We start from the raw sequence: 14,993 nt of genomic DNA, 5'->3' as shown, positions 1-14,993 counted from the left end.
GGAGGAATCTAGACTTATTTTGTAGAAATCGAATTGTAAAAATCCTTGTTTAGATTCCTACGGAATGACAAAGCATATGATTATTTAATAGTGAAATTATACTTTGAAATACAAAAATTCCCTGGTGGCTGAGGCTCCCGAAGTCACCATCCCTGAAATCCTAGCCCCGATTGCAACGACATCCTTTTTCTGAAAATGGCTTTGAAAAAAAGAGCTGGCGAAAAAGATATAGTGGAAAGCGGGATTAAGCTCCTAAAAAATCAAACCTCCAATTTCTTCTCGATCTCGTTCGGGTGATCAAGACAGTATTGTAACTGATCTTTATCCAATTGTTTTTCCCAATTGGCAACTACCACCGTTGCAACAGAATTTCCGATAACATTCGTTAAAGCACGGCATTCGCTCATGAATTTATCTATTCCAAGAATCAAAGTCATTCCCGCAATCGGAATTTCAGGAACTACGGCTAATGTTGCTGCTAAAGTCACAAATCCTGCTCCCGTAACTCCCGCAGCTCCTTTTGAACTTAACATCGCAACTAAAAGTAAGATTAATTGTTTCTCAATTGAAAGATCAATATTTAAAGCCTGAGCAATAAATAATGAAGCTAGCGTCATGTAAATATTGGTTCCATCAAGATTGAAAGAGTAACCCGTCGGAACTACTAAGCCTACGATTGCTCTTGAACAGCCTGCTTTTTCAAGCTTTTCCATTATTCCCGGAAGTGCTGATTCTGATGAGCTCGTTCCTAAGACCAACAGCAGTTCTTCTTTCAGATAATACATTAATTTGAAAATACTGAAACCATTGTACCACGCTACAGCACCTAAGACTAAAACCACAAAAAGGGCAGAGGTAATATAAAATGTTCCGACTAAAAAGATTAAGTTTAAAACAGAGTGCAGTCCATATTTTCCGATAGTAAAAGCCATTGCTCCGAAAGCTCCGATTGGCGCCAATTTCATCAGCATATGAACAATTTTAAAGATCGGAGTAGAAAGATCCTGTAAAAAATCCGTTATTTTCTGACTTTTTTCTTTGGTTAAAACCAAGGCAGTTCCCATTAAAATAGCAACCAAAAGAACCTGCAAAATGTTTTCCCCAACCAACGGACTAAACAAAGTTTCGGGAATAATATTCATCATGAAACCTGTTAAAGTAGTTTCATGAGCCTTTTGCTGATATTGAGAAACGTCACCTGATAGAGTAGCGGGATCAATATTTAAACCATGTCCCGGCTGTAAAATATTTCCAACAATTAAACCTATAATTAAAGCCAATGTTGAAAAAGTAAAGAAATAAATCATTGCTTTTATGGCAATTCTTCCCACTTTTTTCAAATCTGTCATGTGAGCGATTCCTAATGTAAGCGTGATGAAAATTACGGGAGCAATAATCATTTTCACTAATTTAATGAATCCGTCGCCCAAAGGTTTCATTTTCTCACCCAATTCAGGATAGAATCTGCCTAAAATAATACCTGCAATTATTGCTATAATAACCTGAAAATAAAGCTGCTGATAGATTTTTTTTGCTTTCAAAAGGAAAAGTTTATGATTTTAAAGGTGGAAAATTAAGGAAATTTATCTTTACAGATGATAAAAGTCATGAAAAGTTTCGGTGGGGCTGAAAGCCCCGCCGAAACTGATTGCAATAATTTTGAACCTTTAATTAGACCTTATAGGTTTTTAAAACCTATAAGGTTTGATATCATTTACTGTTTAAAAAATTAAAATCATTCCACCGCAACAGAATCATCTCCACGGCCATCCGCAACAGCGTGAATCGTTCCGTTATCATCAATAACAATCATTTCTGTCTTACCAATTTGTTTTATTTTTTCGACAACATAGTTTTTAGCTTTTAATTCTGAAATGGTTGATTCTGGGAAATTATTTTCTACTGAAACGGTTTCAGGAAGCCATTGATGATGGAATTTAGGAGCATTCACAGAAATATTGACATTTAATTTAAAATCCACAACATCAACAATAGATTGATAAACTGAGGTCGGAATTGTGGTTCCACCAGGAGTTCCAACCACCATATAAGGTTTTCCATTTTTCAGAATAATGGTCGGGGTCATAGAAGAAAGCATTCTTTTGTTAGGCTGGATAGAATTGGCTTCTCCACCCACAGCTCCAAACATATTGGGAACGCCTGGTTTTACCGAGAAATCATCCATTTCATTATTTAAAAAGAAACCTGCGCCTGTTACTAATACTTTGCTGCCGTAATACCCGTTAAGAGTTGTGGTTACTGCTGCTGCATTTCCGTCTTTATCAATAACTGAAATATGGGTAGTTTCTGTTGATTCTTTAGGTTGTTTAATGATTTTTCCAACCTCTGAACTTGGAGTTGCTTTATTAAAACTAAAGCTTTTCCATCTGTTTTTTAGATAGTTTTCAGAGATCAAATAAGACGTTTTATCTTCAATAAAATCTGGATCTCCCATATATTCGGCTCTGTCTGCATAAGCTCTTCTTTCTGCTTCCACCATGATCTGTACAGCGGGAGTGGAGTTTTGCTGATACTTTTCTAAATTTTCAAAAGCGGCCATTCTCAACATTTGAGCTAAAAGAACCCCTCCGCTTGAAGGTAAAGGCATCGTGACAACATTACTTCCTTTATAATCGAATTCCAAAGCTTTTCTTTCGGCAACTTTATAGTTTTTTAAGTCTTCTAAAGTGATGATTCCGTTTCCTTTTTTCATTTCGGCAACCAAAAGATCAGCGGTTTTTCCTTCATAAAATCCTTTGGCTCCTAATTTTTGAATAAGTTTTAAAGTCTCTGCTAATTCTTTCTGTACCAATAGATCTCCACCTTTCCAAGGAGTTTCTTTTACAAAAAGGATTGATGATTTATTGTGTTTTTGAAAGTATTCTTTCTGTGAATTCAGCATTGTAGCTTCCTGATCGGTAATTGCAAACCCTTTTTCGGCCAAATCAATTGCAGGCTGAATGATTTGATTCATAGGAAGTTTACAATATTTTAAAGTCGCGAAAAATCCGGCAATACTTCCCGGGATTCCAACTGCCAGTCTTCCGTTTTGGGATAAATCTGTGTTTGCTTTACCATTTTTATCAAGATACATGTCTCTCGAAGCCTTTTTTGGGGCTGTTTCGCGATAATCGATAGTAAATTTTTCTCCGTTACTTTTTACTCCAACTAAAAATCCACCACCACCGATGTTTCCTGCTTGTGGATAAACAACGGCAAGAGCATATTGTGTAGCCGTGATTGCGTCATAGGCATTTCCACCCATTTTTAAGATTTTTGCTCCAGCTTCACTAGCCAGAGGATGCGCGGAAACAACGACTCCTTTATTTTTAACTTTAACTTCTTTTACAATGTTGATATCGGTGTATTGTGCTGAAACCGAATGAGAAAACAGAATGATCGAAATAATTAACTTTTTCATTTTTAAAAATTATAATCGAATTTACAATTTTGTTTTAGAATAGGGTCTAAAATTTCTATTTTTGCTTTTGATCATCATAATAAAAAAGTAAAAATGGAATCCTATACGGAAAGAATACTAATTACGGGTGCTTTGGGACAGATCGGCACCGAGCTTACGAATAGACTTGTCGAGATTCACGGTGCAGAAAATGTAGTGGCTTCTGGACTAGACAGATGGCAAAAAGGCATTACTGCCGCGGGTCATTATGAAAGAATGGACGTTACAAATACACAGTTGGTAAAGCAGGTTATTAAAGATTACGACATTACAACTGTTTATCATTTGGCTTCATTATTGTCAGGAACTTCTGAAAAGCAGCCAATTTTCGCTTGGAAATTAAATCTTGAACCTCTTCTTCAGTTTTGTGAAATGGCAAAAGAAGGTCTTCTTAAAAAGATATTCTGGCCAAGTTCTATTGCTGTTTTCGGGAAAGGAATTCCTAAAGAAAATGTAGCTCAGGATGTTGTTTTAAATCCTACAACGGTGTACGGAATTTCTAAAATGGCGGGTGAAAAATGGTGCGAATATTATTTCGATAAGTATGGAGTAGACGTAAGAAGTATCAGATATCCGGGATTGATCTCATGGAAAACTCCGGCAGGTGGAGGTACTACAGATTACGCTGTGGAGATTTTTTATGAAGCAATTGAAGAAGGAAAATACACAAGTTTCATTTCTGAAAATACAGGAATGCCGATGTTGTATATGGATGATGCGATCAACGCAACATTGAAATTAATGGAAGCTCCAAAAGAAAGTTTGACGGTTCGTTCGTCTTATAATTTGGGTGGAATGTCTTTCACTCCAAAAGAATTGGCAGAAGAAATTAAGAAAGAAATTCCAAGTTTTGAGATCGATTATAAACCAGATTTTAGACAGGCAATTGCTGATTCTTGGCCGGCATCAATTGATGATTCTGTAGCGAAAAAAGATTGGGGATTGACGTACGATTTCGGAATTTCTGAAATGTCAAAAGACATGATCAAGAATCTTAAAGTGAAATTAGGTAAAGATTAATTTATCTAAAGTTAAACTTTAATTAAAATATATTTTAACATCTGATTATTAATTGAATATAAATTCTATCTAAAACTTAGTTTAAATGATATTATTCACTTTTAACATCATCAATATTGAAGCCGAGGCTAAAAATGGTCTTCAGATTACTGATGAAGAAAGATTAAAAATTACGGAAGATAATACAAAAGCTATTCTAAGAATTTTAGATATTCATGATGTAAAAGCAAGTTTTTTTGTGGAGATTTCTATCGCCGAAAAACTTAAAAATTTAATAAAAGCAATTTCATCCCAAGGGCATGAAATTGCTTTTTATAATAAAAATTCGAGTCTTCAGGAAATTGAAGATGTTAAAAAAAATACACAGGATTTTCTCGAAAAACAAATCCGCGGAATCCGACAAAAAGATTTTAAGCAACCTCAGGAAAGTTTAAAATTGTTGGAATTTAATTATGTTTCCAATATTGATAATGCGAATATTCTTTTTCCTTTTAAGCGTCTAAAAAGAAATACAGAGATCACAGAAGAGGATGGATTAAGTATTATTCCGGAAAGTATTTCACCTTACTTTCAACTGCCGTATAATGATTTTATGTTTCAGATCTTACCGATGAAATATTACAGAAATATGGTTTTTGAAACATTGAAGAATGACGACTTTGTTTTGATCTATCTTAATTCTTGGCAGTTCACCGATTTCAAGAAATATCAGTTTGATATTCCGTATTACAGAAGCTTATTTTCGGGCAGAAAAATGGAGGACAAATTAGATGCCCTCCTTACCTGGATCAACGAGAATGACATGGCGACTTCTCGTATGAAAGATTATATTTTTTAGATTTTTATTTTCCCACGGATTTCACAGATTTGCACAGATGTTTGTGTTTTAAACTTATAAAAGAAATAATGTCTTTGTATTTAGAAAATTTATTTAAACGCAAAGATTTAATTATTAAAGCCGTTGATTTTTAGAAAGCAAAGGCAAATAAATTTGCTTCGCGAAGCTTAAACGATAGCTTAATCAAATCAATGAGTTGATTCATCATTGCTCACTTAATATAATGTTCAAAATAAAATCTTTGCGTTTAAAAAAACTCTCTAAAACTTTTTAGATTAAGATTATTTGTGTTATTCGTGCAAAAAATTAGAGTTATTCGTGTTTAAAAATTAAGCCAATTCAAAAAGCGTAATTTCCGGCAAAACTCCAACTCTTCCGGGATAACCTAAAACGCCAAAGCCTCTGTTTACATAAAGCATTTTCCCTTCACTTTCATATAAATCAGCCCATTTTGGGTAGCGGTATTGTACAGGCGACCATTTTATATTTTTTAAATCTAAACCGAACTGCATTCCATGGGTATGCCCAGAAAGTGTCAAATGAACATCTATCGGGTGCTTTTTAACCACGTAATCGAAATGAGTAGGGTCGTGGCTCATTAATATTTTTGTTGCTGATTCCGGAACTCCTTTCAAGGCGTCATCTAACTTTCCAAATTGAGGGAAAGGTTTTAATCCCCAGTTCTCAACACCCAGAATATAAATTTTCTCGCCATTTTTCTCAATTACTCTATGCTCGTTTCGAAGCATATCAAAACCGGCTTGTTTCTCATAATCGATTAGGGTATCAAGATTTTTCTTTTTAGCATCTAATGAATTCCATGTTACATAATCTGCGTAATCGTGGTTTCCAAGCACGGCAAACTTGCCATCTTTCGCTTTAATTTTTGAAAATAAAGGAATAAACGGCTTGAACTCATCCGCGATATTATTTACCATATCTCCTGTGAATAGAACTAAATCAGGATTTTGTTCATTAATTAAATCAATCGCATGTTCCAGTTTACTCGGATCCGAGAAACTTCCGCTATGAACGTCTGAGATTTGTATGATTTTATAGCCTTTAAAGCTTTTCGGAAGATTGGTGAAATTTATTCTCACTCTTCTTACTTTGTGACGGTATTTTCCGAAAGTGATTCCATCAATAAATAATGCCGAAAGTACACCTCCTAAACCAAGTCCCATAATGCTTAGAAACTTTCTTCTTTCCGGGAAAAAGTTCTCAGTTGGCCTGGTAAGTCCGATTAAATAACCTCCCGTTCTGAAAATGTCATCAATCAACAAAAACAGAACGATGAAAATTTTAGGTAAAATAAAGATTAAAAATAACGAGATCATGATTTGCGCCCTCACCGTACTTCTGTCTGATCTTTGGAAGTGGGAAACTTCATAAGCGAAAAATCCGTAAACAGCCAAAGATATAACCCAATATCCGGCTCTTATCCAAGAATTATCCGTTAACGTTCTTATTGCCTGATAGATATAAACTTCTAAAAATAAGAAGATCGCAGCAATAAATAAAAAATTTCTTTGCATAATAATGTTTAAAAAAAGCACAAAGAATAACTTCCCTGTGCTTTTTATATTTTTAAATTAAATATTTTTAAGGAAATCTATAAACGATAGCATTGATGTTCATTCCGGCACCAACCGAAGCCATAACAATGTTACCTTTATCTTTAAACGAATGACCTTCCATTTTTCCTTTAATTATTAAATCAAATAATGTAGGAATTGTTGCAACAGAAGAATTTCCCAGCTTCTGGATCGTCATAGGAGAGATAGAGTGATTGTAATCTTTAACATGATAAAGCCTGTGAAGCCTTTCTATCATTGCATAATCCATTTTAGCGTTTGCCTGATGAATTAATACTTTATCAATATCTTCAATAGAAAGTCCGGCATCATCAATAGTTTCTTTTACTGCTACGGGAACATTTTTAAGAGCGTACTCATAAATTTTTCTTCCCAGCATTCTGATGTAAAACTTATCTTGATCAGCTTCTTTGTTCAGAGAACATCCGCTTACCAGATAGTCAAGCTCAGGACCATTATCACAAATTGTATTGTGAGCGATAATTCCTACGTTTTCTTCGTCAGTAGCTTTTACAACAACCGCTCCGGCTCCGTCTGCAAAAATCATTTTATTTCTGTCATAAGGATCTGTAACACGGCTTAACGTCTCACTTCCAACAACAAGAATTGTTTTGGCAACGTTAGCTTTAATTAAATTATCAGCTAAAATCATTGCTTCCACCCATCCCGGACATCCGAAGATCATGTCATAAGTAATACATTTTCTGTTTTTGATGCCTAAGTGGTTTTTCACTCTTGCTGCCATTGTTGGCATAAAGTTTACAAGACCGGCTTTACTCACTTCACCAAAATTACTTGCATAAATGATGTAATCTATTTCCTCCGGATTTACTTTTGCATCTTCAATAGCAATTTTAGATGCTTCGTAACCAATTCGAGAGTTAGAATTGTCATCTTCAATATATCTACGCTCTTCAATCTCTGTAATTTCTACAAATTTTGAAATGATTTCTTCGTTCGGTTTCTCAATTTTTTCACCTTCATCCGTATAAAACTCAGAATCCATGAAGTGATCGCTTCTAATAACTCTATTAGGAATATAAGATCCAGAACCAATAATGATCGTATTCGGCATTCGTTTAAATGATTTTTTTTAAAGACGCAAAGTTAATAATTAATATTAATAAGAAAGAATTAAAAATATTATTAAATTTGCAAAAATTGTACTTTACAATCTATGAAAAATAATCCATCTTTAAAAGGTTTAGCGATTGCTGTTGTGGTGTTTATGATGGCCTTTGGGATTTACTTCTTCTTTTTAGCTAAGAAAAATTATTACTTAGTAGATAATCCTACCCCTAATACCTATTATTACAAGATTAATAACGGTTCCGAAGGAATTATTTCTGCAGGACAGTTTGTGCATGTGGACCTTAAACAGGGTAAAAATGCCATCAAAGTTTTTGATCAGAATAAGAAATTACTCTATGATTCTGCATTTGAAGTGAATAAAATTCGTGGGCTTTTGAATATTGCTCATGAAGATTATTATGTTAATCGTCAATATTATGGATACAATCTTAAAAAAGATTCATTACTTTTGGCGCTGGATAAGACCGTTATAGACGGAAAACAGTATTTTGGGGCGCCAAAACGCTTCAATAAGCTTTATACAGACGATTTTTACTATAATGTAGACGAAGATTATGATAAAATGATCAAAAATGTACAGCAGGTAGAATCAAGATCAAAGATCTTCAGAAAACAAGATTTCCTTAATTATTATAAAGAATATTACAAGTTTTGACAAACGATATCAACAAAGTGACGCCCTACAATTCTGAGGCTACAAAAAAGAGCCAGGTAGAGGATATGTTCGACAATATTGCACCGAAATATGATCTTTTGAATCATGTTTTATCCATGAAAATTGATGTTTTGTGGAGAAATACATTGGTGAATATGATGAAAAAAGATAACCCGCAGGAAGTGCTGGATGTGGCTACTGGAACGGGAGATCTGGCAATTACTATTGAAAAAGGAACCAATGCAAAAGTAATTGGTTTGGATTTATCGCAACAAATGTTAAATGTTGGCGTTATTAAAATAAAAAAACTTAAATTAGACGGCAAAATTTCCATGCAAAAAGGGGATGCAGAAAATTTACCTTTCGAGGACAATAGATTCGATGCTGTTTCCGTTGCATTTGGAGTAAGGAATTTTGAAAACCTTACAAAAGGTTTAGCAGAGTTAAGAAGGGTAGTTAAGGATAACAAGAGTGTTTACATACTGGAGTTTTCAAAGGTTGAGGGGTTTTTAGCACCATTTTATATGTTTTATTTTAAAAATATATTACCTGCCATCGGCAGACTGGTTTCTAAAGATAATAGGGCATACACATACCTTCCGGATTCTGTTAATGCTTTTCCTTTCGGGGAAAAGATGAGACAAATTCTTTTAGATACAGGATTTAAAAAAGTTGAATATAAAAAACTAAGTTTAGGTATAGCCACAATTTATAAAGCAACAAAGTAACCTATGAATAAATTTCTATTAAAAGCACTGGTTTTAGCCTCAGTAAATATTGCTGTTTTTGCAGACGCGCAATTTAGAACCCGAAACAGAATGGACAAGTTGGAAGATTTTGACCAGCAGATATTCAGTTGGGGGTTTTATTTAAATGGTAATATAGTAGACTACCGTATAGTACTTAATCCAAGATACGGTATGGAAGGGAACCAAAATCTTGTTACATCTAAAAATAGTAAAAGTTTCGGAGCGGGTTTGATCGCAAAATGGAGACTTAACGATTATTTGGATCTAAAAGTTGAACCAGGCTTGCAATTTGCTCAGAGGGAATTAACTTTTAATACACAATCAAACGACCAGTACGCTGCAGGAACTTTGACGAATGCCCCTTTTATTCCAATTCCGTTGAATGATAAAGACAGAACAAGACAGATTAAATCTACTTTGGTGGATATTCCTGTAATGTTAGAACTTCATGGTCAAAGATGGTACAACTCAAGACCTTACGTTGCTGCGGGGGTGAATTATATTGTGAATTTACAGTCTAATTCAGATTCTACGGATGATAACTTGCAACAGGTATTCAGATCTACAACGCATAACTTTGCATGGTCTGCTGAGATGGGTATTCAGTTTTATTTCAATAAATTTAAATTGACGCCGGCGATCAGAGGAACATTCATCATGAACAACGAGTTGGTGGCAGATAATGCCAATACACCGCCTTATTGGACGGCTGCAATGTCTACACTGCAAACAAGAGCTGTATTCTTTGTATTGAAATTTGAATAAGAAAATAAGCTTAAAAAATATAAAGGAGGTGTGTTACATCTCCTTTTTTGTTGGAAAATCAAAATATAGGGACTTTTATTTTTGTTACTGTCATTATTTTTTTATTTTTGCTAATAGTTAGAATATAGAAACCTGAAATGCTTCAAGATTTAGAAAACAATTTTTCAGAATTAGAGAAAAAGATTTTGAACTTACAAAAGAATTATCAAAATCTTAATGAAAGATTAACAGAATTAAATACAGAGCATGAAGAACTGAAGAAGAAATACGACGAGGAGAGAAAAAAGAATCAGGTATTAGCAGAAGAACAAAAAAATATAAAACTTTATTCAGCAATATCAGGAAACCCTGAACACAATAGGTTAATGAAAAATCACATCAACAGATTGGTAAAAGAGGTAGATTTCTGTATTGCTCAGCTTCAAAACAGTGGATTATAATGGAGGTAAGAAGAATAACCATCAATATCGCAGGAAGAGTGTATCCGCTGAATGTGCCCGCAGCAGAAGAAGAAACTTTACGCAAAGTGGGGAAGCAAATTGAAAATATGATTAAAGATTTTGAACAAAATTTCGATGTGAGAGACAAACAAGATGCTTTGGCGATGTGTGCCCTAAAACTGGGAACAAATGCTGAAGTGACGTCTATGAACTACGAAAAAAATATAAATTCAACCAACGAAAGATTAGTAAGCATTAATCAATCGTTGAATGAAATTGGAAAATAGATTTTTTTTTCCAGAAAACCTGCCTACAATAATTCTAACACATTAAAGGTAAACTCAACGCTAAAAAATTACCGAACAAACATCCATCGAATGGCGCGCCGGTTATCCGGATTACAGACAGTGGAGATCAGTTCAAATCGTGTTGATTAGGAGTTTACTCTATATCATTGAATTATTGTAGGCTTTTTTTATTTTAATATTAACATAGACAATTAAAACTCAATATATATGACAACAGCCATTATAGTCGGCGTTATTTGCTTAGTAATTGGTGCAGTGATAGGGATACTTTTCTCTAAAAGCTCATTGAATACTAAGGGCAAATTTATTATAGATGATGCACAGAAAAATGCCGAAAACCTTATAGAAAAAGCTAATGTACAAGCTGAATCCATAAAAAAAGAAAAGAACCTTCAAGCTAAAGAGAAATTTCTTGAATTAAAGTCTCAGCACGACGCAGATATTCAATCAAGAGAGAGAAAAATGCAGGAAGGTGAGAAAAGAATCAAAGACAAAGAAAATAAGCTTAATGACGAGCTTAGCAAAGCAGGAAAGCTTGAAAAAGATTTGGACAGACAGATTGCTGATTATGCCAAGAAAACTGAAATTTTAGATAAAAAACAACAGGAATTAGATATAGTAACGTCTAAAAAAGTTGAAATTCTTGAGAAAATATCTAACTACACAGCAGAAGAAGCTAAAGCAGAATTGGTAGAATCAATGAAAGCTGAAGCAAAGACAAGAGCTCAGGCTCACGTTCAGAGCATCATGGAAGAAGCTCAGTTGAATGCTAAAGGTGAGGCTAGAAAAATCGTTATCCAGACCATTCAGAGAATTGGTACAGAACAGGCGATCGAAAATTCGGTATCAGTATTTAATATTGAATCTGATGAAGTAAAAGGTAGAATTATCGGTAGAGAAGGTAGAAATATCCGTGCTTTAGAAGCGGTAACTGGTGTTGAGATCATCGTTGATGATACGCCGGAAGCTATTCTTCTTTCATGTTTCGATCCTGTAAGAAGAGAAATCGCAAGATTATCACTTCACAGATTGGTAACAGACGGTAGAATTCACCCTGCAAGAATCGAAGAAGTTGTTGAAAAAACAAGAAAACAAATCGAGGAGGAGATCATTGAAGTTGGTAAAAGAACCATCATTGATTTAGGAATCCATGGTCTACACCCAGAATTAATCAAGATCGTTGGTAGAATGAAATACCGTTCTTCTTACGGACAAAACTTATTACAGCACTCAAGAGAGGTGGCGAACATCGCTGCAACTATGGCTGCTGAATTAGGATTAAATGTAAAATTAGCGAAAAGAGCTGGTCTATTACACGATATCGGTAAAGTTCCTGAGCAGGAGTCTGAACTTCCTCACGCTTTATTGGGGATGCAGTGGGCTGAAAAATACGGTGAAAATGCAGAAGTTATCAATGCAATTGGAGCTCACCACGACGAGGTAGAAATGACTTCATTGTTATCTCCGATCATTCAGGTTGCCGATGCTATTTCTGGAGCAAGACCGGGAGCAAGAAGACAGGTATTGGAATCTTACATCCAAAGATTAAAAGACCTTGAAGCTGCAGCATTAAGTTTTGAAGGTGTTTCAAGCGCTTATGCAATCCAAGCAGGTAGAGAGTTGAGAGTAATGGTAGAAAGCGGAAGAGTAAATGACGAAATCGCTTCTCAGTTATCTTACGACATTTCTGAAAAAATCCAGAACGAATTGACGTATCCTGGACAAGTAAAAGTAACAGTAATCAGAGAAACGAGAGCTGTGAATATTGCAAGATAATAATCGATCAAAGATATTTTATAAAAACCTTTCAAGAAATTGAAAGGTTTTTTATTTTTTTTTAATTACTTAATTCTATCGGGTTTTCATATTTTAGATTTTCTTGTCGTTCTTTTATTCTTTGTCGTACAATTTCTTGTCCTTCTGTAATGATGGTTCCAGAATTTTGAAGCATACCAATTGCATTTTCATTGGCATTTTTTAATGCTTTTTCAAATTTAGGTTGAGTAGTTTCGACAGCATCTTTGTACTTGTCTATATTTACACTAACTAATTTACCTTTCAGCTTAGAATTAGAGATGGATTTTATCAATTCAAAATCATAATCTCCTTTATCATCTGTTATTTTTACTATTAATCCGGGTAATCCACTGAATTTATACGGACCATACGGGAATGGAATTTCAGTTGAATACCACGCAATCCAGTTTCTTCCTTTAAAATTAACTTCCGCTTTTTTACAATTAATGGTATTTATTACTTTTGCTTCATCAATAAGCTTCCAATTGCTTATAATGGGTTCTTTATAAGTAAATGGTGACATAAAAACCCAACGAAAATATTGAATCTTTTCATTTGCTTGTATAATCATATATGGAAATCTTGTTTGTGGTACAGATACTCCTTTAAGACTAAGAATAGTAGTATTTCCTTCAGTGATTGTTTTTGTTGAGTTCTTTAAGACAGAATCTCTTTTAAGGGATTGGTTACTCACAAAAAATGCTTGCTTATCAACTACCTGCAGTGAGAAAAGTTCTTCATGAATATAATTAGGAGTTGATGTATTGAGTTTAGCATTAAGCAAATAAGTAAACTCACCAAGTAAAGCATCCTGTTTGTATGATTGAGAATAAGATAAAATACTATAAAATAAAATAAATAGTTGAAGTAGTTTTCTATGGTAAGATATAATAGATATTTTCATTATAAAATTATATTTATAGTGGAATCTAGATTTTCTTAATATTCATTTGAAGTTTTAATTACTTAATTCTATCGGGTTTTCATATTTTAGGTTTTCTTCTCTTTCTTTTTCTCTTTGTCTCACCATTTCCTGTCCTTTTATGATCGTGGTTCCATAGCTTGCAAGTACGGCAGTAGCATTAGCATCAGCATTTCTTAATGCTTGCTTAAGTTTGGGCTGTGTTGTTTCTATTGCTCCAGTATATCTCCTTTCCTGAATGTTGATTAATTTTCCTTTCAATTTAGAATCAGGTACAGATTTTACAAGTTCAAAATCATAATCTCCTTTATCGTCAGTTATTTTAATTATTAATCCAGGTAATCCACTAAATTTATAAGGACCATAAGGCAAAGGAATTTCGGGAGAATACCATGCTATCCAATTTCTTCCTTTAAAAGTAATTTCTGCTTTTTTACAATTAATGGTATTGACTACCTTAGTTTCATCTACAAGCTTCCAATTCTTTATTATTGGCTCTTTATAGGTAAGTAATGACATTCCAGCAGATCTAAAATACTGTATATTTTCATTTGATTGTATGATGGTAAAGGATAAGTTTGTTTTTGGAATTACTACTCCTTTTTTAAACCCAAGAGTTATGCTTCCATCAGGATTATTTGTCATTGTTCCTGAATTTGACATTATCGAATCGCCTTTCAGTGATATAGTACTCGCAAAAAATGCACGATTATCTCCTATTTGCAATGAAAATAGTTCTTCATGTCTATGATCAGTTCGTATATCAAATTTAGCTTTTAATTGATAAGTAAATTCACCACGCAAAGTATCCTGTTTATATGATTGAGCGGACGATAAAATACTGTAAAATAATATAAATAGTTGAAGTAGCTTATTTTTATGCATAAGAGATGTTTTTAATTATAAATAGCACCTATAGTGGAAATCATTTCACTATAAGTGCATTAATTTAAATTACGCTAAGTTATTACTAGGACCACTATGTGTAGCCGGCTTACAGTAGTTGGCTTCAATTTGATCACGCCATTGATTTGCTTGTGCAGCTGTCCAATTTTGAGTAGTTGTAGCGGTAACACCACAAGAGGTTTCTGCATACCATACTTGTCCCCCTTTTACATTTTGAAGATCATTTCTAGATAATTTTTTTAATTTTTTCATTTGTCTAAAATTTTTAATTTTTACTTTGAATCTCAAGTTTATACACGTTAGATTCCCGTTGGTGTCTGCTTGCAAGCGTATTTATCCATCTTTCTTTTGCATTACGTACTACAAAATACAGAATGTTTAAATTATTCTATTCCCTAGCTGATCGTTTAAAAAAACAAAAAAGCGTGGAACTATGTTTACTGTCT

Annotated in this window: 15 protein-coding genes; 8 read left to right on the top strand and 7 right to left on the bottom strand. The window is 33.9% G+C overall.

Translation table 11 applies throughout. The features are described from left to right. Window positions 1-260: 260 nt before the first annotated feature. On the bottom strand, window positions 261-1,541 hold the full coding sequence (locus tag AC1Q7L_RS17545; protein ID WP_492307134.1) for a dicarboxylate/amino acid:cation symporter: 1,281 nt from the start codon (window positions 1,539-1,541) through the stop codon (window positions 261-263). 194 nt (window positions 1,542-1,735) lie between these two features. Beyond that, window positions 1,736-3,421: a gamma-glutamyltransferase gene (gene ggt / locus AC1Q7L_RS17540; RefSeq protein WP_492307135.1), complete on the bottom strand. Its 1,686-nt coding sequence runs from the start codon at window positions 3,419-3,421 to the stop codon at window positions 1,736-1,738. A 93-nt stretch (window positions 3,422-3,514) separates the two neighbouring features. Between ggt and AC1Q7L_RS17535 the strand changes: the two genes are divergently transcribed. Together AC1Q7L_RS17535 and AC1Q7L_RS17530 are read left to right on the top strand one after the other, a co-directional pair. Then, window positions 3,515-4,480, top strand: a complete 966-nt coding sequence (locus tag AC1Q7L_RS17535) for an NAD-dependent epimerase/dehydratase family protein (RefSeq protein ID WP_492307136.1) — start codon at window positions 3,515-3,517, stop codon at window positions 4,478-4,480. 85 nt (window positions 4,481-4,565) lie between these two features. Beyond that, window positions 4,566-5,318, top strand: coding sequence for a polysaccharide deacetylase family protein (locus AC1Q7L_RS17530; RefSeq protein WP_492307137.1), 753 nt, complete (start codon window positions 4,566-4,568; stop codon window positions 5,316-5,318). A gap of 329 nt (window positions 5,319-5,647) precedes the next feature. Here the strand turns inward: AC1Q7L_RS17530 and AC1Q7L_RS17525 are convergent, their stop codons facing one another. Both AC1Q7L_RS17525 and AC1Q7L_RS17520 read right to left on the bottom strand, forming a co-directional pair. Then, window positions 5,648-6,853 carry a metallophosphoesterase gene (locus AC1Q7L_RS17525; RefSeq protein WP_492307138.1) on the bottom strand — a complete coding sequence of 402 codons (1,206 nt, stop codon included), beginning with the start codon at window positions 6,851-6,853 and terminating at the stop codon, window positions 5,648-5,650. A gap of 67 nt (window positions 6,854-6,920) precedes the next feature. Beyond that, window positions 6,921-7,988 carry a 3-oxoacyl-ACP synthase III family protein gene (locus tag AC1Q7L_RS17520; RefSeq protein ID WP_492307139.1) on the bottom strand — a complete coding sequence of 356 codons (1,068 nt, stop codon included), beginning with the start codon at window positions 7,986-7,988 and terminating at the stop codon, window positions 6,921-6,923. 102 nt (window positions 7,989-8,090) lie between these two features. Between AC1Q7L_RS17520 and AC1Q7L_RS17515 the strand changes: the two genes are divergently transcribed. From AC1Q7L_RS17515 to rny, 6 genes are all read left to right on the top strand, one after another. After that, window positions 8,091-8,660 carry a hypothetical protein gene (locus AC1Q7L_RS17515; protein WP_066750532.1) on the top strand — a complete coding sequence of 190 codons (570 nt, stop codon included), beginning with the start codon at window positions 8,091-8,093 and terminating at the stop codon, window positions 8,658-8,660. Next, entirely contained in the window at window positions 8,657-9,388 is a 732-nt protein-coding gene (ubiE, locus tag AC1Q7L_RS17510) for a bifunctional demethylmenaquinone methyltransferase/2-methoxy-6-polyprenyl-1,4-benzoquinol methylase UbiE (protein WP_066750529.1), read from the top strand. Before AC1Q7L_RS17515 ends, ubiE begins: the two co-directional genes overlap by 4 nt. A gap of 3 nt (window positions 9,389-9,391) precedes the next feature. Further along, window positions 9,392-10,174 (top strand): type IX secretion/gliding motility protein PorT/SprT, encoded by a 783-nt coding sequence (gene porT / locus AC1Q7L_RS17505; RefSeq protein ID WP_066750526.1) that lies wholly within the window; start codon window positions 9,392-9,394, stop codon window positions 10,172-10,174. Between the two features lie 137 nt (window positions 10,175-10,311). Then, entirely contained in the window at window positions 10,312-10,614 is a 303-nt protein-coding gene (locus tag AC1Q7L_RS17500; RefSeq protein WP_072411550.1) for a hypothetical protein, read from the top strand. Next, entirely contained in the window at window positions 10,614-10,901 is a 288-nt protein-coding gene (locus tag AC1Q7L_RS17495; RefSeq protein WP_066750519.1) for a cell division protein ZapA, read from the top strand. The genes AC1Q7L_RS17500 and AC1Q7L_RS17495 overlap by 1 nt, the downstream gene beginning before the upstream one ends. A gap of 228 nt (window positions 10,902-11,129) precedes the next feature. Next, a complete protein-coding gene (gene rny, locus AC1Q7L_RS17490; RefSeq protein ID WP_492307140.1) occupies window positions 11,130-12,698 on the top strand; it encodes a ribonuclease Y in 1,569 nt (522 codons plus the stop codon). A gap of 61 nt (window positions 12,699-12,759) precedes the next feature. Here rny and AC1Q7L_RS17485 read toward each other — a convergent pair whose 3' ends face one another. The 3 genes from AC1Q7L_RS17485 to AC1Q7L_RS17475 all read right to left on the bottom strand — a co-directional run bounded on the left by AC1Q7L_RS17485 (window position 12,760) and on the right by AC1Q7L_RS17475 (window position 14,799). Continuing rightward, entirely contained in the window at window positions 12,760-13,623 is an 864-nt protein-coding gene (locus AC1Q7L_RS17485; RefSeq protein ID WP_492307141.1) for a GLPGLI family protein, read from the bottom strand. Between the two features lie 54 nt (window positions 13,624-13,677). Then, window positions 13,678-14,526 carry a GLPGLI family protein gene (locus AC1Q7L_RS17480; RefSeq protein ID WP_492307142.1) on the bottom strand — a complete coding sequence of 283 codons (849 nt, stop codon included), beginning with the start codon at window positions 14,524-14,526 and terminating at the stop codon, window positions 13,678-13,680. 69 nt (window positions 14,527-14,595) lie between these two features. Beyond that, the gene (locus AC1Q7L_RS17475) at window positions 14,596-14,799 is read right to left on the bottom strand and encodes a bacteriocin-like protein (RefSeq protein WP_492307143.1); all 204 of its coding nucleotides are present in this window, start codon (window positions 14,797-14,799) and stop codon (window positions 14,596-14,598) included. Window positions 14,800-14,993: the final 194 nt, after the last annotated feature.

This window comes from Chryseobacterium sp. GW823-FHT05E08 (assembly GCF_058795655.1).
Note: the sequence above shows the minus strand (reverse complement) of the source record. Positions and strands in the feature narration are given on the sequence as shown.